The sequence below is a fragment of the Sporosarcina sp. P2 genome (genome assembly GCF_002743255.1).
GTDB lineage: Bacteria > Bacillota > Bacilli > Bacillales_A > Planococcaceae > Sporosarcina.
The window spans coordinates 95673-115734 of sequence record NZ_PDYY01000002.1 but is presented as its reverse complement, the minus strand read 5'-3'; the positions used below and the strand labels follow the sequence as shown (position 1 = coordinate 115734).

Here is a 20062-nt window from a genome sequence, read left to right as displayed (position 1 = left end):
ATGAGTATTCATGAGTGGATACAGAAGCCTTATGGAAAGCAGTGACTTGTCAAGGCGGCTGGCAGAGAGAAGTTTAACTGTTCAAAAACAGCTTTTCCGACGCGCTGCTGGAACGTTTTATGTAGACGGCAAACCAATTGGCGAGGCTGCAATTACATTCAATTTAGCCGGTCGCGATGACTGAAAGGAGGTGAATAACATTGCCTAGAGAACTAATCAACGCCAACATAACGCACGTCTCATATGTGGACAAGGGTGCAAACAAGAAGCAGTTTTTCCTCACAAAGTCGGCTGAAAAACCAATATTCGAAAAAGAAGTGAAGGTGTTTGTCAATAAACAAGACGAGGACGCGCAAAAGCTCGTTTACGGCGTTGTGTATGAACCAGATACGATTGACTCACATGAAGACTTCATGACAGCTGCTGAAATCGAGAAGGCTGCACACGGCTTTATGAAAGATGCTCGCAACATCGACACGCAGCACGACTTCGAAGCGGGTGTCGGCGAAGTGGTCGAGTCATATATCGCGCCTGTCGATATGACGATTGGCGAAGAGGCGATCACTAAAGGTTCATGGGTGCTCGTGACAAAAGCGTCTGATGAAATTTGGGAAGCTATCCAAAAAGGTGAATTCACGGGATACTCACTGGCTGGCACTGCCGAGACAATCGAAAAGCAAGAACATGAAAAGCTTGTTTCCAAGTCGGAAGACGACACGGAGATGAAGGGCTTTTTTAATTTGCTGAAAAGCTTCTTTACTGGCGAAAAGATCCAAAAAGGCGAGGTCCGTGACCATTATGAGGACAACCAGAAGCGCCGTAATCTTTGGGCTGTCTGGGATGGTATTGAGAGTACCTATTATGATTCGCTGTGGGAAAATCGGACACCAGACGTTACTGATTTCGAACGACTGGAAGCTGGTGTACAAGATTTCCTGGCAATATTGCAAGAGATTAAATCAACTGACGATATTGCAAAGTCATTAGAGATCAAACCTGAAAAAATTCGAAAGGGTGAGGACATGAAAGCAGAAGACATTCAAAAAGCAGTAACTGAAGCACTGGCGCCTATCACAGAGCGACTAGATGCGATTGAGAAAGAGGTAGCACCACCAGAACCGAAAGCAGTCGAAGAGAACGCTGAGCTTGAATCGTTCAAAGCAGTGCTGAAAGAAGCGATGGAGCCTATTTCAAATCGTTTAGAAGCGGTCGAAAAAGCAAGAGGGGTTTCAAATCAAGCGGATCCAGACAATCATCAAGGTGAAGCACCAATTCAAAAAGGATACATGCGCCATTTCGGTTAATGTAAAAGGGGGAAAATGATATGCCGATGAGCAATCAGACAATTTTAAACAAAGAATCAACAGTAGCAAGCATCAAGAAAAATCTTGATATTCCGATGGCGATCAGTGATGCAGAAGCATTCCTGGTTGATACGATCAATATGGCTTCTACGTTACCAAAACTATTGCCGATTTATCGGAATGTAGCTGCAGGTAACTTGGACGCGCTTAGTGTTGGACGCCGTCGTATTCGTCAAGCGGGTAAGGATGACTTGCCAACAGGCACAGGATCCATTGCCAGCCGAAAGATCCCATATGCAGTTAAGAAGCTGAAGTGGGATGAATGGTTACAAAATGATGATGTATTCTATTCTGTTTCTGCTCGTGGGGATAATGCGGAACAGAAAATCATCAGCATGATTCAGCAGCAATTTGCGGTCGATCTGCAAGATTTAATCTTTAATGGAGATGTGGATGCAGAAGAGCCGCTTAGCACACCAGATCCATTCCTTTCAATTTTAGATGGTTTCGTTAAGAAGATGAAAGCATCGACGTATAAAACGGAATTGGTTGCAGCAGAACCCACTATCATGGATTTTGTGCATCATATCCAACTGTTACCGGAGCGATTCAAAAGCTTCTCGGATGTCACGTGGTTCATTACACAAAAGACCAATGACAAGCTTGTGGCGCTGATTTCAAATCGTCAGACTGGCTTTGGTGATGCAGTTCTACAAGATGGGAAAATCACTCGTCTTGCTGGATATCCAGTAGAAGTCGTTGCAGAAATGCAAGGCGGTTTTGCTGCGTTGACACCGAAATCTAACTTGAAGCCTGTATTCACACGCCAGTTACGTTATATTCGTACAGCTGACGGTGCGACTGCTGCTGCAAAAGATGCGACATATCACGTGTTGTACTCATACTTGGACGCTGTTGTTCGCGAAGTAGAAGCAGTGGCGTACATGACTGGTGAAAAACTTTAAGAAAGGATGATAAATATTGGCTAAAGTACAGTACAAACAAAAAACAGGCGTTCTACACATTGGCGGAGGACGTTTTTTCTATGCTCAAGAACCTGTCGAAGTGACTGCAAAGGAACGTGATGATCTTTTAGAATTGTATTCTGACCTGGAAGAAGTGAAAGATTCCAAGAAGGAAGAACAGGAAGAGTCAAAAAACAAGAAAACAAAGGAGTGATTTCATGATCATTACTCCACTAGAACTAAAAGATTACAGCGCGTTCGAAGCGGTAAAAGAGCGCGCTGATACACTGCTGAAACTGGACATTCTGGAAGCGGAAGCGAATATACAGAAGCGAGTTGAGAAGCCGCTTGCGGAGTATGTGCCGCTGCCCGCTGAAATCCGTCTTGCCGTGCTGAAAGTGGCGCAGTATTTTGCGCTGATTAATAGTGATGAATCCATTTCGAAGGGATACAAGTCCGAGAAAATCGGCGATTACTCCTACACGATGGGAGACGGCTCAAGTCTGGCTCTGCCTGATGTAACTGCTCTGCTTGAAGATTATGCAAAGGTAGCAGAGTCCAAAACAGGGTTCTTCATGCGGATGCGGGCGCTATGAGTTATGTCAAACTGCTGACTCACCGCTGTGACATTTATCATCTGCATAAAGAGACAGGGACGGGAGATTTCGGCATTCCAGGAGCTGACTTGGATGAGTCATTTTCATACCATGACAGTCCAGATCATACAGGAGTGCGCTGCTACTTCACTGAACGCAATCAGTCTATTGTACAGAGCGAGCCGAACCCAAAAGTATTCCAGTCCTTTCTCATTCATTTCCTGCCGAACGTTGATGTCCGCGCCAATGACAAGGTGATATGGAATGACACAGAATTCAAGTTACAGATACCACGAAAAATCAAGAATCACCATATCGAAGTGGTGGCAGTCAGGAGTGGGAATCTATAAATTTTGAAATTGACGGACTGGACGCTTTTCTAAAAGCACTGGATGATGCCTCTAATGGCGGATTAAGGGATGAGATGGCATTATGGCTGGATATGATGGGCATGGAGTTTTTGGACGTGGTACAGGATGAAATCATTGGCACTGGCACGGTTGATACCGGCCGACTGTTGAACTCATTTGGCAAAGGTGACGGGGATAACATATGGACCGTGTCTGACGGTGGTTTGACGATTGATGTAGGGACAAATGTGAACTATGCCGTTTATGTCAACGATGGGCATATGACCAATCCTGACGGTGTCGAAACGCGATGGGTACCCGGCCATTGGAGTGGCAGCCGGTTTGTATATGAGCCAGGAGCCAATACAGGCATGCTACTCAAGCAACAGTGGGTACCTGGCACGCACTACTGGGATTTCGCATTTGCGATCTTCGAGAAAATGTTTGGTAAAAACTTAGATCAGAAGCTACAGCAGTGGATTGATGCAAATTTTTAAGGGGGTGAGCGGTTGAATCCTGAAGTAGGCTCCATCATGTCATACTTTTATCAGCTTTTTCCTGTAAAAGTGTACACAAAAGAAGTTCCACAGAATTTCATGGTACCGTCCATGTATTTTCCGATTCCGCAGTCGTTTGATGGCAATGATTCCACTTCGACATTCCTGAAAACATACACGCTACCTGTGAAGCTATTCCACAAGGACGCACAGCAGGCCTATGCTGAAGCGGAAAGGATTGCGGATACTGTGAGGTGGAAACGAGGACAAATCCCTCTGATCAATCCAGATGGTAGTTCAGCAGGTGATTTTGTCCGGATCAACCGGATTGATGTTAGACAAACAGAAGGCGCAGTCACGTTGCTGGTCAACTGGGATAGCCGTTATCACTACGACCGTCCAGAGCATGTGCCGCTCGAACATTTCAAATTATATAGTGGGGTGAAAAGATGACGAAAGAGAAAAAAGTTAAAGAAATGATTGAAGAGATTCCTGTCGCTGTTCAAAGCGAATCGCGGGAGTCTCTTTTTTATATTCACCAGCTGCGGGAACACAGCCGGGAATTATTCGGCGTGAAGCCGGAAGTGTTGGACGGTATATTCCGAAATTATCCGTCAAATCAAGTGACGAAATCGGAAGCCAAGAAAATGATTGATACGTTCCTGAATAAAAAAGTCGGTAAGAAAAAGGAGGGTGAACAATGAACGGTGGAACTTTTGAAAAAGGTGTAGAGAAGATTCTAGCGGGTATTTATTTTCGTTTTCGTTCTGCGGCCAAGAAACGTGCGCAGATCGGCGAACGTGGTACAGCTGCCCTGCCGTTTGTCTTGAGTTGGGGGAAGCCAAAAAGCTTTATTGCCATCAATGAAGACAAGGATACGGTGAAATATCTGGGTGCTGAAATTGACGATCCTTCCCTGCTACTTGTAAAAGAAGCAAAGAAGGAAGCGAAGACAGTCCTGGTCTATCGTCTGAATGAGGGGACACAGGCAACGGCTGAACTAGGAACAGGTGTTACTGCAACGGCAAAGTACGGTGGAGAGCTTGGAAACAAGTTGCAAATTCGAATTGCGGAAAACGTACTGGATCCTGCTAAAAAGGATATCACCGTATTCCTCGGTCTGCAGCGTGTCGTCAGACAAACGATTGAAAATATCACTGATTTCCAGGTGAATGATTATGTCGAATTGTCCGGCGTCGGCCAGCTCGAAGTGACTGCAGGAAAGTTTCTTTCGGGCGGAACCAATGGTGAAGTGACCAATGAGGATTTTATGGACTTCATGGATGCGGCGGAAGTGGAGTACTTCGACACGATCGGTCTGCCGGTTGATGATGACGAAGAGCTAAAAGCAGTGTTTGCGTCATTTGTGAAGCGTCTTCGCGATGAGGCGGGCATCAAAGTGGGAGGCGTGATGGCGAATTACGCAGCTGACTTTGAAGGAATTACTAACGTGACGAATAACGTGGCAATTAAAGTTCCCGGTGCCGTGAAAGGGCAGTTCATTGAGCGTGAGCTGACAACTGCCGAATCAGTCGCTTGGGTTACCGGAGCCAGCGCAAGTGCTTCTTCTCTGAAATCACTAACGTTTGTGGAGTATGAAGGCGCAGTGGATGTGCCGGTGCGAATGGATACTTATGCGAAAGAAGATGCAATCCAGAACGGAGAATTCATTTTCTCTTATGATCCGAGGGACAAGGAAGTCACGGTTGAAATGGATATCAATTCCTTTACATCCTTCACGGACGAAAAGGATAAGCAATTCTCTGACAACAAGATCATGCGTGTGCTGGATGGCATCAACAATGATGTAACCCGTGAGATTAAACATGCGATTAAAACTCGCAACAAAGCAAATCGGAGCATTGGAACAGGTGATGATGGGGCGCAATATATTCGAACGCTGATCACGGTGTATATGAATGAGCTTCAGAAAGAAGGAGCTATCAAAAACTTTGACTCCAATACGGATATCGATATTCGCATTACGGAAGACGGTGACGGTTTCTACATTGGAATCCATGCGCAACCAGTATATGCAGCGAAGAAATTCTATATCGACACCACTATTTCACAAGAGAGCGCGATTGCAGCATAATCGCCTCTCTTTTTTGTATGCAGAAAAAGGAGGGAAATGACTGATGACTAGCAAAATGAGATCGTTTAACACGATCAGCGGGAAAGAAGGCCGTTTGTTCCTTGATGGTGAAGAACTCGCTTATATCAAGGAATTCGAAGCAACGATTGAAAAAAACAAAGTAGAAGTTCCGCTTATGGGCCGCCGCATGATGGGCCATAAGGCGACCGGGGGCAGCGGTACAGGAACGGCTACTTTCTACAAGGTAACATCTAAGTTTGTTCGAATCATGATGGAATACGCAAAGGGCGGACCGGATCCGTACTTTACATTCCAGTCCGTGCTGGATGATGAAGGTTCTGGACGTGGAACGGAGCGTGTCACATTGTATGATGTAAACTTCGACAGCGCTAAAGTGGCCAGTCTGGCTGCTGAAGGTGATCCAGTCGAGGAAGAAGTGCCGTTCACATTCGAAGATATCGATATGCCGGAAGAATTGGAAGATGACTTTAACTGATCAAGAGCGAAGAAATTCGCTCTTTTTTACATACCAAAACAAAAGGAGAGATTGACATGACAGAAAACAAACAAGCAGTTGAATATAACGACGAGGTAGAGCGCGAGGAAATGGAGCTATCACAGGTAGTGGATGACTTATCGTTCTTCCTGCCAGAAAACGTGGAAGAAACGGAAGAAGTAGTGCGTCCTGTATCCAGACGTTTCAAAGACAAAGAAGGCAAGGTGATTCCATTCCGTTTTAAAGCTATTTCGACAGCCCGGGTAGAAGAAATCGAAAAGATGTGCATGGAGCCGGTTTACACTGGTTCTCGAAAGAAGAAAGTCGGAGAGCGATTGAATCAAGCTCGTTACATGGCGCTGATCGCGGTGGAAACTACATTGTATCCAAATTTCCGCTCTGCAGAATTGCGTAAAGCTTACAAGCAACAGGACCCAATAGAAGTAGCGAAGAAGATGTTGCACGTTGCAGGGGAGTATGCAGAATGGCTTCACGCGGCAAACGAAATCAACGGTTTTGACGACACGCTCGAAGATCTGGAAGAAGCAGCAAAAAACTAATCGAGGAGGGGAATAAGGAAGCTGTCTATTTTTATTTTCTGATGATGGAGAAGAATTATTCCCCTTCTGATTTACAAGAATGGCGTGAAGCACCACGCGGTTTTAAAGCGCTGATGAACGCTTGTATCAGCTATAAGCTCGAACAGCTGGAAAAAGAGCGCACTGAACTTGAAAAGATGAACAAGAAAGGAGGTAAAAAATAATGGCCAAACTGACTGCTCGTTTTGATATGAAGGACAATATTTCCGGTAAGATGCGGACGATCCGGGGTGAAACCGAACGGCTGGCAAGGGCAAGGGACCGTTTAAATAAGCCAGTTCGCATGTTGATTACCGTGCGAGACCGAGCGACTTCTGCATTGAGAAGATTCGACACCTTTGCCGCTCGTAAATTTCCAAAAATGCGGAGGTTGACCATTCGAGCTATTGATCGGGCTTCGCCTGTTATCACGAAAGTTGGGCGGCTCGCTCGCTCTTCACTTGGAAAAGCATACCGAATTACAATACGGGCAAATGACTTGGCCAGCCGTACTATTCGTAACGTGTCTAACTTTACCCAGCGGAATGTGCCCAAAGCTGTCAGTACGACAGTCCGTGTAGTGGATTTGGCAACGCGGCCACTTCGGGCAATTGCCAGTGCTGCGACTTCTACGCTTGGGCTATTAGGTGTAGCCGGAGGAGTCGGCGGAGGTATCATCATACCAATCAAAATGGTAGCGGATAGAGAAGACCTGACCACCTCATTCGAAGTAATGCTAGGCAGTAAAGGCGCTGCAGATAAGCGAATGAAGGATTTAACAGAGTTCGCGGGAAGAACACCGTTAACGAGAGATGAAATATTCAAATCAAGTCGTATTCTTCAGACGTTTACTGGTGATGCATTAGCGACATCGAAAGGCATGGAGTTAATTGGTGACGTTGCGGTCGGGACGCAAACCGATTTAGAAGAGACAGCTATGTGGTTCGGCCGACTGTACGATGGTATCGATTCGGGACGACCAGTCGGTGCGGCTACAAGTAGACTACAAGAGATGGGTGCTATTAGTGGAGCAGCTAGGCAGCGAATTGAAGATCTAGCTGAAAGTGGCGGAGACATCAAGAAGTTATGGCCAAAAGTTACGAAGGAATTCGGCAAATACAATGGCATGATGGAAAAGATGTCTGGAAACATGAACAACTTGCTATTAGGACTGAAATCGTTTGTCGGTAACTCTATTCTGATGCCTTGGGGTGAAGGATTACGAGATGTATTCAAACCCGCATTACTTTCATTTAGGAAGTGGCGTGGAGAATATTCTTTCGTTTTATCTGATATGTCAAGACAACTGAAAAAGTCAGGATCTGTTTTTGCAAAGAACTTACTCAATCCGTTTAAGCAGGCTTTTAATTTCATTGGAGATCAAATGAAGATACTATTCCCTGGAGAAAATGCAGCTCAGGCTATGGCCAGAATGCAACCGGATGAATTTAAAGAGTGGACTCAGACAATGAAGCTGAAATTTGAAGAGGATCCTGCTTTTAAAGCTAGATTTGAATCATTGGAAAAATACCGTGATATGACATTTGAAACACGCTGGCGTTTAGTAGCCGACACGACAAAGGATGTTGTCGGGGAATGGTGGGAAACAAAAGGTAAAGCCAATGCCGCTCGTATAGGCGAAGGTATTGGTAGCACTTATGGTGGCTTTATTCGTTCTGCTGTTCTTACACTGCTTGGTGGCGAGTCTGATAAAACTGGCAATGCTTTTGTAGATGCTGGTATTACGTCAGGTAAAAGCTTTATTACAGGGTTCTTAGAAGCGATTGATCCAGTGGATTTATCTATGAAGATCGGTGCTAAAATACGCGACATCAATATTGATGCAGGAAAGTCCGCTTGGGGATATGCGACAGGAAATGAAGAGCTACAGAAATCAGGCTCTATTGGCGGTGCCTTGGTAGTTGATGCTATTGCATTAGGAATGGCTTCAACCATTCTAACGAAGTTTAAGCCTATCAAGGATTTAGTGAAGACTATCTTTGTTGATATACCTAAAACGATCTTTGGAAATCATAAATCTGATTCATCGAATAAAAATGCTGGCGGGAAAGGTAACAACTCATCAGGCCGCAATACGAGCGGTAGACCTACACCTACTACTGTGATACCTCCCAAAAGAGATTCCTATACAGAGACGATGAAAGATCGGAAGAATAAACCGGAACCACAGCCAAGACCAACTACAAAAACCGTTCTTACCACTAAGACATGGCCAGGTCCTGCTCCTAAGTCCGCACCTTATCCTGAACCGCTTAGAAAGTGGATTGAAGCAAGGAGTAGGGATACAACACCTAAGCCTCAGACTGTCACAACGAAAGCAGATCGTAAGCAATCTGGTAACGCGACGAAGAAAACGAAGACGGTCAGTCAAAAGGCTGAAAAAACTGTCAGTGGCAGCCAAACGAAAAGTTCTTCTAAAGAAACTAAGAGTCTCGTTGATACGCTTAACCCCAAAAATTCAAAGTTAACCAAAGGAATTGAGAAGTTAGGCAAGTTTGTAAAGGGTGTCCCTCTTATAAGCACCTTATTTGGTGCTTCTACAATCGCTATGGCACCTAAAGGCGAAAAAGCAGAGGCGGCAGGGGGGTTTGCAGGAGCAGTGGCAGGCGGAACTACAGGGGCCGCTATCGGAGCGTCAGTCGGTTCCATTGTACCCGGTTTTGGCACAGCCGTCGGCGGCGTCCTTGGAATGTTCGGAGGAAGTATGATCGGCAGTGATCTTGGTCAAAAGGTAGCTGGTTGGATCAAAGACAGATTCTTCCCTGGAAAGGCGGAAGCGGAAGAAATGCCTAATATGGCAGGAGGGACCTTGCCGGTCGGTAGTGAAGTTCCTGGACAGCTTCCGGATTTCACAGCACTCAACCAATACGCTGAAGCATTAGCAGCCGCTCTATCCGCAATGGCAGACAAAGCCCAGGGAGCAGCCCATAATATGGACGCACTCACCATGACGACCGGCGAAGCGTCTGGCTGGGTAGTGGGAGCCTTTTATCCGTTACAAGGTGCCACTGATGGGCTGAGTCATAATCTTAATGCAATCACGATGGTCACTGGCGAAGCCGCCGGTTGGGTGGTAGGAGCTTTCTATCCTCTCCAAGGAATGACAGACGGCCTGCAGCACAATATTAGTGCGATCACCATGGTAACAGGCGAGGCATCCGGTTGGATTGTTGGTGCCTTTTATCCGTTACAGGGAGCAACGCAGGGACTCGTGCACAACATTAGTGCAATAACGATGGTCACTGGCGAAGCATCTGGCTGGGTAGTGGGAGCATTCTACCCACTACAAGGCACGACAGCAGGATTGGTTCATAATATCAGTGCATTGACCATGACGACAGGAGAAGCTGCAGGATGGATTGCAGGCACATTCTTCCCGCTACAAAGCGCAGGGGCAATGCTAACGCAGAACACTTCTGCCTTGGGGCTCATACTCGGAGAATCTACGGTGATTGTAGCTGGAGCATATCTACCATTAGCTGCTTCGGGAGCTATGGCCAACCAGAACACTATGGCACTTGGTATGGTACTTGGCACCGCATCTGTTGTGGTAGCAGGCGCATTTATGCCATTAGCCGGATCTGGACCGTTACTTCACGGTAACACCATGAGGCTCGCTTCTATACTTGGACAAGCGTCGGGTTGGGTATCGACATTGAATGGAATTCAGTCAGGAGCTACGGCGGTCAAGTCGGCATTGAGTAACTTGGCGGCTCGTATAGCAAGTGTTCCAACTCCTACGGTCAGCGCACCCGGTGGTGGCCCAAAAGCTTATGCAAAAGGTACGCGGTTCCATCCGGGTGGTGACGCAATCGTCGGTGACGGTGGCGGAGAGGAATTAATGCGATTCCCGAACGGACGAATGGCGCTATCTCCAGCGACAGATACCTTGCTGAATCTTCCAAGAGGAACGGAAGTGCTGTCGCACCGAAATACAGTATCTTATCTAAAACAGGCCCCTGCTTATGCGGAAGGCATTGGATTTGAAGAAGAAAGGGTCGCGTTATCTGATAGCCAGTTTCGTGCTGCTACTTCCTCTTCAGCAGGAGGAGGCGGTTCATCCAGAAGCGGCATCCGTGATATCAAAGTAGAAATTACAGGCGACAATCACTACTCGAACGATATGGATGCTGAGAAGGTCGGCAAGGTGGCATATGAATATATCCGGAAAGCTTTATTAGCCGAAGAATTCGAGGGAGGAGAGATGGTGATCGATGTCTAAAAGCAAATATGAAATGTGGCTGACGTTTGGCACCGGGAAAGAGAAGTTGCGCTTTCCCGTAATGCCAGGCGTTTTAAACGTGAGTAACGGATCAGATAACGAAAGCGTGATGATTACAAGGCTTGGCGAAGTGACGATTATTCAGGATCCTACCGCGAAAACTTTTCACTTCAGCTCTTTCTTTCCTCGCGAAGAGTCTCCTCTGACGGAGTATTCGGGGACTCTGTATCCGTGGGACTATATCAAGATGATTGAGCGATGGAAAAACAGCGGCAAGCCTGCTCGCTTTATCGTGACGGGCACCCCAATCAACTACGCTGTTTCTATCGAGGATTTTCTGTATCGCGAAGGCGAGAAGGATGTCGGGGATTATGACTTCGAGTTGTTGCTCAAAGAGTACCAATTTATTGAACGGCGCAAGATGCCGAGAACGCAGAAGAAACCGAATAAGACCAGGCCAAATACCAAAAATGTTCCTAAATCACATACTGTGAAAAAGGGCGAGACACTGATCACGATTGCTCGAAAGTACTATAACGACAGTAAGCGTTGGAATGACATCTGGAAGCTGAATAAAGATGCGCTGATCAAGCGAGACAAACGCAACCTGAAACAGCCCGGCCGCTGGATTCATATTGGTTTCAATCTGAGGTTGCCATCATGATGGAGCTATTTTTGGTTACACCTAAAGAAGTAGTGGAAATTCCGACAGAGTCTATTAAGTGGTCTGGGAAGCGTTACAATGCCGCTCGAAAAATCGAAGCCAGGATACTTGTCAAGCATAATACAGGACACAAGATTGTGAAAATCGAAGAGGGTGACACGCTGCTGTTCAAGTGGTTCAAAAAAGAGCTGTTCCGCGGAACTGTCTTTGCAAGGGGCCGAACTAAAGGTGGCATGATGACCGTGGTAGCTTATGACATCATGCAGTACCTTTTGCTCAATGAGACAGCACGTGTATTTGTCAATAAGCGAGCAGACCAGATTGCCACCACTCTGCTGAAAGAATTCGAAATACCGATCGGATCTATTGTAAATACAGGGCACGTCATGAAAACACGGACTCACAAAAACGAGACCAACCTGTATGACATTATCCTGGATGCAATGATCGAAACGCTGAAGTCCACAAGCAAGCGATTTCGCATGTATTCGCAAAAGGGCAAGTTTATGCTACGCCCGCTCGAACTGCCGGATGATGTATGGGTCCTAGAAACAGGCGTAAATATTGAAGATTATAACTACACGACCAGCATCGAGGAAACAGCTACGCAGGTAACTATGGTGGCCGGCGAAGAGAAAAAGCAGATTTCCGTAACCGCAAAAGACGAAGAAGGAAAGAAAAAATACGGTGTCCTTCAGTACTATGAGAAGGTCACGGACAAGGTCAACAAGGCGCAGCTGAAGAATCGTGCAGATAAAGCGCTAAAGCGCAAGAAAGGCGTCAAGAAGGAGCTGACGATTGAAGCCAGAGGTATTCCAGATCTAATAAGCGGCGAGCCAGTGCGCGTCATTGAGAAGGAAATTGAACTGAACAAGATCCTCTATATTGATAGCGATGTGCACGAGTTTTACGGTAATCGCCACGTCATGTCACTTGTTCTGATCGACAATAACGCCATGCCGGAGGTGTCCTGATGTTAGATATTATTAAAAGAAATGCGTTGAAAGGCGTAAATGCTAACAGCCCAGTCGAATTGATGGGAGCGGTTGTCACGCAGGGGCCGCCTGAATTGGTCATTCAATTAAAAAATGATTCCAAGCTGCCAATCCCGAAAGAAATCATCATTGTAGCAGAGCATCTTACCCGGCATAAACGTAAAGTGCAGATAAAAAGCAGTGATATCAAAGGTTTTACAATGTCGGCCGATAATCATGTTCATGGATACGAAGCAATCGTCATGACAGAAGCCGAAGTCACATTCTTAGATGAGCTAAAAGCGGGTGATGAAGTACTGGTTACCGCTTTGCAAGGCGGCCAGGCTTATTACATTGCAGATCGGGTGGTCAGGTATGAATAAAAGAGGTGATAGATATGAGTATTTCGCCTGAAATTGATGTAGATGGCTTTGAGTTTGACGATAATAGTCCACCGGAACCGTCTGCCACTTTTCGTTACGACTTTAAAACAAATCGAATTACAAGTGAAATCATAGACGGAATAGAAGCGATTGAGCAATTTATCTACTTAACACTGCGGACCCGGCGCTTTATTCATCCGGTCTATCCAGATGAAATCGGCGAAGAGGTCCACGAATGTGTTGAAAATCCAGAGAATACAATCGCCTTCAAAAAATCTGAAATTCCTCGCTTAATTGAAGAAGCATTGATTTATGATGACCGAATCGAGCGGGTATATGGATTCAGTATTACAGAAAAAGAAGATTCGTTATATGTGAGTTTTGAAGTCGACACGGTAGAGGGCTATCTATCGATCCAGGAGGTGTATTGATGTTCGAGCATAAGACATTTGAGCACCTGATGGAGAAGTCTTTACCGGAGATTCCACTGCACTTGGACAAGCGGACCAGCAGTATTATCTATGCAGCTGTTGCCGTCAATAACATGGAAATGGCAGAGATGTATATTTGGCTGGATCGGATACTAAAATTAGCCTTTGCGCAAGATTCCAGCGGTGAATGGTTGGACAAAAGAGCGCGTGAAGCGGGAGTCGATAGAAATCCGGCGGTAAAGGCAAAAAGAAGAGCAACGTTCAACATTCCAGTAGCGAATGGGGAGCGTTTTTTTGTTGATGATTTGTTCTATCAGGTTATCGAGAATGGAATAGTTGAATGTGAGGAGGAAGGCACGATTGGCAACCGGCCGCCGAATGACTCGGAGCTTTTGCCAGTCAGCAACATTTCGAAGTTGGAAACCGCAATCCTTGGGGAGGTCATTATCCCTGGCGAGGAAGAAGAATCGGACCTATCTCTGCTTGAACGCTTTTTGATTGAGCGTAGACGAAAGACTACCAGTGCCAACAAGGCCCATTATAAAAAATGGGCTGAGGAAGTCGAGGGAGTGGGTAAAGCCAAAGTCTTCCCGTTATGGGCCGGTGAAGGAACTGTAAAAGTCATTATCGTCAATTCCGAAATGAAGCCTGCTTCGCCTGAGTTAGTACAAGCAGTGAATGACTATATCGATCCGGTGCCAGGAATGGGCGAAGGCGAGGCGCCGATTGGAGCAACCTTGACAGTCGAAAGCGCGCAGAATAAAGTGATCATCATTCGTGCGAAGGTTTCTTTACGTGGAAACACGGTTGAAGCTGTTTCTGCTGAAGTGGCAGAAGAATTGAAGTTGATGTTTAAAGGCTTGTCATTTAAGGACTTGCCCTTAAACGAAAAAGCTGCTGTTAAAGTAGCAGCAGTCAGCAATATTCTTTATGCAAACAAGTGGATCAGCGACTATTCAGATGTGCTGATCAACGGCCTCCCGATCAACTTGGAACTCGAAGACGTAGAAATTCCGTATTTATCGGCGGTGGATCTCTATGAATAGATTGGAACGTATGAAATCCTATCTTCCTGAGCATTTTGCTGAGTCGCCCGAAATTATCGCGATTCTGGAGGATGGCGATCGGCGTTTTGAAGAGCTGAACAGCGTAATGGATGATGTGCTAAATCAATTTTTTGTTGAGACAGCTACATGGGGGCTGGATAAGTGGGAAGATGAATTGGAGATTCGCCCGATCACTACTGATTTTCCCGCTCGACGCAATCAGATTATTAGTAAGTTAATTAGTCAGACGCCGACAAATTATAAGGTGCTCGAAAATGAAGTGAATCGCTTTTTGAGTAGTCCAACGTCTCGTGTAAGGTTGATAAAGGGGCGTTATGCAATGGAGATTACAATTCCCTTGACTGATATAAATGAGTGGTTGCCTGCTGAATTAACAAAAAATATCGAGGACATGAAACCTACTCATTTAGCAGCTCTGTTTTTGGCGATAGCAGACGGAATCATAGCGACTATTACGACCAAACAATACACCTTCTCCGTTCCCTACGCAGTAACAGGCACATTCCACACGGAGCCAATCAGCGGTGTGGCAACCAAGACAGCAACAGAGGCGGAAGAGAAGGCATATGCAAATATTGTCCCATATCCCGTCACCGGGACGTTTTATTGTTCGGAAGGAGGAGTCTAGATGAATTTATTGCAAGAAGAAACTTTGAAATTCTGGGAGCGCCTGATGGTGGGTGCGAAGGTTACCATTGACGGTATTGAAGAAGAGTATCCCATACACCCGTCATCTTATATAGAAGGTAACGTATTAAAGAAATTTGTGTACCTAGAAGACGAATCCGGTCATGTTACCCATACCTACATCCACGACCAACACGGGCGACCGATTCGCGAGAAAACAATGAATATCCGAAAAGGAGAGAACGGACTCATGGTCACGTTCTTTTTTCAATTGGACATAAAGGAAGGTGTTAGCATTGGCTGAACCCTATGTATATGTACCGTTTCAATGGCTCGACCAGATTGTGGAGCAAGACGAATTGGGAAATGTGATTTATGAGAAAGATCCAGACGGTAAGATTATCTATTTAACCGATCGTTTCGGCAATTACATTTTGGATCCAATTACAAATAAACCATTGCCGAAACCAAGGTTACTGCAGGTCGGTACAAAGCACTCTGCCAAGCGAGAGAATCATCAGGAGCAAGGGATTGCGAAGTCTCATGAGCGACTAGACAAGCATGCCAATGACATTTTGCGTTTGCAGATCAATCAAGAACTCGATGGCAAAGCACCTGGGAATAGCGGCACGTTTGTAGATGCGTTTGATGGCGAGCCGAATAAGTTAATTAGGCAGACTGCAAAAGCCGTCCTAACAGTTCCCCGCTCTGCCGGAACGACAGTCCTTAATGTGGATAACGTAGATGGCTTTATCAAATTTACTGACGTGACAATTTACGATGATACGAATAGTGAAGATACATTAATTACGGATGTTACTGCATCTACGATTACTGTTCAACCGTTGGTCAATAACTACGTCAAGGGCGCAGTTATTGCCCGAAGTAATGCGGCAATTAAAAATAGTCGGATGGGTCGCGGTGCTTGGGGTACTTATTCGGTTGAGGAGGTGGTTTAATTATGGTGATGCCGTTATCACAAAAAGTTTCGGGGGATACAATATATTTAGATGGTCATAAGTGCTATGTAGTAGAGCATGGAATTGAAGGAACAAAAATAGTGTGGGCAGATTATCTATATGATGGAGCATTCTATTATGGAGATAATGGTTTTTATTCCGAATTAAAAGGAACAGGAGCAACTCTTAACACAACATTTTTCAACGCATTGAGTTCCGATGTAAAAAGCATGCTGATAAAGGCTACATGGAATGTGGGTCAAACAGAAGATGGTACGTCAGGGGAAAGCGATTTTCAAATTTCTGCTTATGTGGGGCTTTTAACACTTAGTGAGATGCGGAAATACGGCGTTCGGTACGGCGGGAATATACCGTATATTCCAGGCAAGACTGCATGGCTTTTAAATCGACTGAATACATCGCAACATCATTATTTAGATGGTTCGGAAAGTCCTTTTAACCAATCCACAGGGAGAGGGAAAACAAGCTATACACTTACTTCAAATCCGAAATGGAAACAACCAGCACTCGTTCTTAAATCAAACCTAATGGTAGACAGCGACGGCAAGATGATATCCAACAGTAGTCCGACGGTGTCATTGCAAACGCCGAACAATCTTACGCTGTACGAAAACGACACGTTCTTAGTAGACGGCAACGCGAAAGACACGGATAAAAACGACATCGTAAATGTGTACTATCAAATTAACAACAGTACACCACGACCTATCCAAACACGTATCACAGATGGTGTCAATCCTATTCCGTTTTCCGAGCAGCTGACATTCAAGGCAGGCAAATTGCATCTTCCTGACGGCACTGCTTTGACAGGTGCATTGGCCGAAGGCGTTGCACACAAGCTTAAAGTTTGGGCTGAGGACAATAAGGGGGGCAAATCTGAAATTGCTGAACGAACCTTTTATGTCGTCCCGAACCGTCCACCAAAACTAACAATCAATCCGTTTGATTCTATTTCCAATTTAATTAATGCCGATAAGGTTACATTTACCGGCTCCACATCCGATCCGGACGGTAATGAAGTAGTCGTTTCCTACAAATTAAACAGTGGCCTGGCTACTGAAGTCTATCGTGGCAAAGATGGAAATTGGTCGTTCGATTTACTATTATCCATTTTAAAAGATGGTGAGAATACAATCGTTGTTGAAACAATTGATTCGTACAACTTCAAAACATCGTTAACCCGTAAAATAAATAAGCAAGCTAACCTAACGCCTTTAGCCAAATCCGTACAACGGTACACAATCGTACCCCCAGCCGGTTCAGCACAAGGTGTTTTAATGTGGATTGAGAGAGATGCAACACAATCTATCACTGCAGAAATCAGTATGACGAACGGAACGGAGCAAGAACAGTTCAAACCAATGACGCTTGATTCATCTGGACCTGCGAATGTTGGTACTGTGGAAGACTTCTTCAAGTTCCGTGCCGACTCGCCGGCTGAAAAAATCGCTATCAAGCTGTCTTGGACAGGCGACAAGCCAATCCTTAAAGTATCGGGGGCGTTGACACAATGATTATGGTTAGACGACGACAGTCTGACGGATCACTTGGTCCATTGGAGCCTGCCTTTCCCGAAGTTCCTGAGCAGATGGATGAAACTGTTCTTATCATGCTGCAGGCAATGGCAGGCATGCAGGAGCAGATTGATATGCTGACAGCGAAGCATGATGAGAAAGGGGGAGCTGAGTAATGGTTCATCAATATATGGTTCCGGTGTATGCGTTGCTAGTAAAGGCCGGGGCGCGGAAGATTGACAGCTTGCCGAAGCAGTATCAAGTGTCGGTTGCAGAGTATTTGGCGGAGCAGGGAAAATAAGAATGTTATGTAGTGTGGCGTATAAAAGAAAACAGGCTCAGTTAACTAAGCCTGAATAACCTTCTCTGTATTCACTATTTCCCCAAATTTTCATTAGTGCTTCGTTGGGATCTTCATCAATTTCAAGATGCCGATCAAACCAAAAGCCTGCAATCTCAACAGTGGGAAAGTCTTCTTCCTGGTCTCCCATTGTAACCAAATATCTTAAATGATATAAAGATTGTATACTATAGCTTGAACCTTTTACGACATAGTAGGCTTGTAAAACAAAAGGAACACTACTTTCGACAACAGTTGCATAGCCTTCCTTTCTGCTATATTTGGATTCTAATAGTTTTTCAAGATCAATTATAAAAGCATTAGTAGGTAAAGAAAAATTAGGAAAAAGAATCTCTCTATTAGAATCGGAAAATGGTTCTGGAAATTTAATCAACGCAAATTGCATTGCGATATTTTCGTTGTTAGTTGTAAATGTAATTTCGTTGTTTTCCTGATTGACTTCGCTAAGCCATACAGCTTTTTTCTCTTCATAAACTTGTTCGAATGCAAGATCATATGTGTTTTTCGAATACATTAAGCTCCCAAGAGCAATAATAACGCTAATAAGCGTTGCAAAGATTGTTATCAGATTTGGCAGGGAGATAAAAATATTTTTATTATCCTTCTCGGGTGTGAAGCGAATGTCTTTTGATTTACTTGTTTTCTTCTTTTTCTTACTCATCTGTTACATTCCTTTACCTTTTTATTTTCTCTTGAACACCATAGCATAAATAAAAGAGGATTTTATTTAAAATGAGTTATAAAGGGTGGGAATACAGAAAAAACAGCATTATAAGATGTTCTTAACGATAGTTCTTTTTTTAATTGTGGAGTATTTGGCTGCGGAGGTTGAGAAAGAGAAATAAGTCTTAGGTAAATAGAAGGGAAAACCTCACTATCTGTCGAATAGAATTTCAAGATAGACTTGAAAGGGATATATACATTGAAGAATATAATAGAGTCTTTTGAAAATGGAGAGGTTGTTTTAGGTGTAATAGTTGCTTGTTTTTCAGTTTTAAAAGCCGTGAACTATATTGGCGTAACAGACTTAGAGATTCAGATTATGACTAAGTATCAAAAGTTAAAAAACTCACTTTTGATTGCGATGTTAATAGCGATTATATTTACGTTTATCTTTTACTTCACTAAAAATATTACTGAATTGTTTATTAGTTTTATAGCCATGTATATTTTAGTGATATTAGCTTTGCTACTAGTTTGGGTAATAAATCTTCTGTTCGCAGTTAAACCGAAATTTGAAATAAAAATAAATAATGAAGTAGGACCGTGGCATCTAAGAAGGTTGATTAGCGATGAGAAAGCGTTGCTTGTTCATTCAGAGCACAAAAACAAATATCTTATTTCGAATTTAGACAATGCGGTATTTATGAGGAGTAGTATTGAAGAAACGTATAGAATTAGGATTCTATACAAAAAGGAAATGTTAACGATAAAAATAGTAATCTTAGTTCTATTTTATTTGTTTTCAACTGGTATGATTTATCAATTTTTATTCTATTGGTCCGAAAAGGACATAGATGGCAATAAACCAATAGGTATTTTGTTTCCGTTTATCGGTTTGATATTTATTATACTCTCACATGTATTCTATTTTATTAATAAAAAGTACTATAATGATTATCTTGAGTACAGGGAAAGTATAAAATAAAACGTCTACACGGTGTTCTTTTTATAAGTAAAAAGATTCAGGATAAAAGAAGGATAAAAACACCTTGTATCGAATTATTTAGACATAAAGGGGTGAGTATATGAGAACTATGATGAAAGTAGTCGGTGGGAAAGAACATATTGTCGAAGGCAGCTCACAAGATTACATGATGATGGTAAATGGAATAGGCATGATGCAAAATGAAACGCTGACATCCATAACAGGTGAAAAATTTAAAGTGAAAGATATCATGATGATGTCGCAAGTAGCAGATCCAATAGAAAATTAA

General features: G+C 44.2%; 28 protein-coding genes. 27 read left to right on the top strand and 1 reads right to left on the bottom strand.

What is annotated here, in order from left to right:
- The first annotated feature begins 10 nt into the window (after positions 1-10).
- From CSV67_RS16620 to CSV67_RS16990, 25 genes are all read left to right on the top strand, one after another.
- Complete coding sequence (locus CSV67_RS16620; RefSeq protein WP_158232871.1) at positions 11-184, top strand: hypothetical protein; 174 nt, start codon at positions 11-13, stop codon at positions 182-184.
- 16 nt (positions 185-200) lie between these two features.
- Positions 201-1304, top strand: coding sequence for an XkdF-like putative serine protease domain-containing protein (locus tag CSV67_RS02915; RefSeq protein WP_099630135.1), 1104 nt, complete (start codon positions 201-203; stop codon positions 1302-1304).
- 26 nt (positions 1305-1330) lie between these two features.
- Positions 1331-2269 (top strand): phage major capsid family protein, encoded by a 939-nt coding sequence (locus CSV67_RS02910; RefSeq protein ID WP_099630340.1) that lies wholly within the window; start codon positions 1331-1333, stop codon positions 2267-2269.
- A gap of 16 nt (positions 2270-2285) precedes the next feature.
- Positions 2286-2483, top strand: coding sequence for a hypothetical protein (locus tag CSV67_RS02905; protein ID WP_099630134.1), 198 nt, complete (start codon positions 2286-2288; stop codon positions 2481-2483).
- Between the two features lie 4 nt (positions 2484-2487).
- A complete protein-coding gene (yqbG, locus tag CSV67_RS02900) occupies positions 2488-2865 on the top strand; it encodes a protein YqbG (RefSeq protein WP_099630133.1) in 378 nt (125 codons plus the stop codon).
- A complete protein-coding gene (locus tag CSV67_RS02895) occupies positions 2862-3215 on the top strand; it encodes a DUF3599 family protein (RefSeq protein WP_099630132.1) in 354 nt (117 codons plus the stop codon). Before yqbG ends, CSV67_RS02895 begins: the two co-directional genes overlap by 4 nt.
- Positions 3212-3712: an HK97 gp10 family phage protein gene (locus CSV67_RS02890; protein ID WP_099630131.1), complete on the top strand. Its 501-nt coding sequence runs from the start codon at positions 3212-3214 to the stop codon at positions 3710-3712. The genes CSV67_RS02895 and CSV67_RS02890 overlap by 4 nt, the downstream gene beginning before the upstream one ends.
- A 12-nt stretch (positions 3713-3724) precedes the next feature.
- Positions 3725-4165: a phage portal protein gene (locus CSV67_RS02885; RefSeq protein ID WP_099630130.1), complete on the top strand. Its 441-nt coding sequence runs from the start codon at positions 3725-3727 to the stop codon at positions 4163-4165.
- A gap of 23 nt (positions 4166-4188) precedes the next feature.
- Positions 4189-4416, top strand: a complete 228-nt coding sequence (locus tag CSV67_RS02880) for a YqzN/YkzM domain-containing protein (RefSeq protein ID WP_369803129.1) — start codon at positions 4189-4191, stop codon at positions 4414-4416.
- Positions 4413-5807 carry a phage tail sheath family protein gene (locus tag CSV67_RS02875; protein WP_099630128.1) on the top strand — a complete coding sequence of 465 codons (1395 nt, stop codon included), beginning with the start codon at positions 4413-4415 and terminating at the stop codon, positions 5805-5807. The genes CSV67_RS02880 and CSV67_RS02875 overlap by 4 nt, the downstream gene beginning before the upstream one ends.
- Positions 5808-5850: 43 nt before the next feature.
- A complete protein-coding gene (locus CSV67_RS02870; RefSeq protein WP_233192542.1) occupies positions 5851-6303 on the top strand; it encodes a phage tail tube protein in 453 nt (150 codons plus the stop codon).
- Positions 6304-6413: 110 nt separating this feature from the next.
- Entirely contained in the window at positions 6414-6863 is a 450-nt protein-coding gene (locus CSV67_RS02865) for a phage tail assembly chaperone (protein WP_099630339.1), read from the top strand.
- Between the two features lie 44 nt (positions 6864-6907).
- Positions 6908-7066: a hypothetical protein gene (locus CSV67_RS16770; RefSeq protein ID WP_199173129.1), complete on the top strand. Its 159-nt coding sequence runs from the start codon at positions 6908-6910 to the stop codon at positions 7064-7066.
- Positions 7066-11124, top strand: a complete 4059-nt coding sequence (locus CSV67_RS02855; RefSeq protein ID WP_099630126.1) for a tape measure protein — start codon at positions 7066-7068, stop codon at positions 11122-11124. The genes CSV67_RS16770 and CSV67_RS02855 overlap by 1 nt, the downstream gene beginning before the upstream one ends.
- Positions 11117-11788, top strand: a complete 672-nt coding sequence (locus tag CSV67_RS02850) for a LysM peptidoglycan-binding domain-containing protein (protein ID WP_099630125.1) — start codon at positions 11117-11119, stop codon at positions 11786-11788. Before CSV67_RS02855 ends, CSV67_RS02850 begins: the two co-directional genes overlap by 8 nt.
- Positions 11785-12762 (top strand): XkdQ/YqbQ family protein, encoded by a 978-nt coding sequence (locus CSV67_RS02845; protein ID WP_099630124.1) that lies wholly within the window; start codon positions 11785-11787, stop codon positions 12760-12762. Before CSV67_RS02850 ends, CSV67_RS02845 begins: the two co-directional genes overlap by 4 nt.
- On the top strand, positions 12762-13145 hold the full coding sequence (locus CSV67_RS02840; protein ID WP_099630123.1) for a DUF2577 domain-containing protein: 384 nt from the start codon (positions 12762-12764) through the stop codon (positions 13143-13145). Before CSV67_RS02845 ends, CSV67_RS02840 begins: the two co-directional genes overlap by 1 nt.
- 14 nt (positions 13146-13159) lie before the next feature.
- Positions 13160-13576: a DUF2634 domain-containing protein gene (locus CSV67_RS02835; protein WP_099630122.1), complete on the top strand. Its 417-nt coding sequence runs from the start codon at positions 13160-13162 to the stop codon at positions 13574-13576.
- Positions 13576-14622: a baseplate J/gp47 family protein gene (locus tag CSV67_RS02830; RefSeq protein ID WP_099630121.1), complete on the top strand. Its 1047-nt coding sequence runs from the start codon at positions 13576-13578 to the stop codon at positions 14620-14622. The genes CSV67_RS02835 and CSV67_RS02830 overlap by 1 nt, the downstream gene beginning before the upstream one ends.
- Positions 14615-15271 (top strand): putative phage tail protein, encoded by a 657-nt coding sequence (locus tag CSV67_RS02825; protein ID WP_099630120.1) that lies wholly within the window; start codon positions 14615-14617, stop codon positions 15269-15271. Before CSV67_RS02830 ends, CSV67_RS02825 begins: the two co-directional genes overlap by 8 nt.
- Positions 15272-15574, top strand: a complete 303-nt coding sequence (locus tag CSV67_RS02820; RefSeq protein WP_099630119.1) for a hypothetical protein — start codon at positions 15272-15274, stop codon at positions 15572-15574.
- The gene (locus CSV67_RS02815) at positions 15567-16229 is read left to right on the top strand and encodes a hypothetical protein (protein WP_099630118.1); all 663 of its coding nucleotides are present in this window, start codon (positions 15567-15569) and stop codon (positions 16227-16229) included. Before CSV67_RS02820 ends, CSV67_RS02815 begins: the two co-directional genes overlap by 8 nt.
- Positions 16230-16231: 2 nt before the next feature.
- Positions 16232-17764 (top strand): hypothetical protein, encoded by a 1533-nt coding sequence (locus CSV67_RS02810; RefSeq protein ID WP_099630117.1) that lies wholly within the window; start codon positions 16232-16234, stop codon positions 17762-17764.
- Entirely contained in the window at positions 17761-17940 is a 180-nt protein-coding gene (locus CSV67_RS02805) for a hypothetical protein (protein WP_099630116.1), read from the top strand. The genes CSV67_RS02810 and CSV67_RS02805 overlap by 4 nt, the downstream gene beginning before the upstream one ends.
- On the top strand, positions 17940-18065 hold the full coding sequence (locus CSV67_RS16990) for a CD1375 family protein (RefSeq protein ID WP_255397346.1): 126 nt from the start codon (positions 17940-17942) through the stop codon (positions 18063-18065). The genes CSV67_RS02805 and CSV67_RS16990 overlap by 1 nt, the downstream gene beginning before the upstream one ends.
- Positions 18066-18102: 37 nt before the next feature.
- Here CSV67_RS16990 and CSV67_RS02800 read toward each other — a convergent pair whose 3' ends face one another.
- Positions 18103-18786: a hypothetical protein gene (locus CSV67_RS02800; protein ID WP_099630115.1), complete on the bottom strand. Its 684-nt coding sequence runs from the start codon at positions 18784-18786 to the stop codon at positions 18103-18105.
- A 261-nt stretch (positions 18787-19047) separates the two neighbouring features.
- Here CSV67_RS02800 and CSV67_RS02795 point away from each other — a divergent pair, with 261 nt between their 5' ends.
- Together CSV67_RS02795 and CSV67_RS02790 are read left to right on the top strand one after the other, a co-directional pair.
- The gene (locus tag CSV67_RS02795; RefSeq protein ID WP_099630114.1) at positions 19048-19773 is read left to right on the top strand and encodes a hypothetical protein; all 726 of its coding nucleotides are present in this window, start codon (positions 19048-19050) and stop codon (positions 19771-19773) included.
- A 100-nt stretch (positions 19774-19873) separates the two neighbouring features.
- A complete protein-coding gene (locus CSV67_RS02790) occupies positions 19874-20062 on the top strand; it encodes a hypothetical protein (RefSeq protein WP_099630113.1) in 189 nt (62 codons plus the stop codon).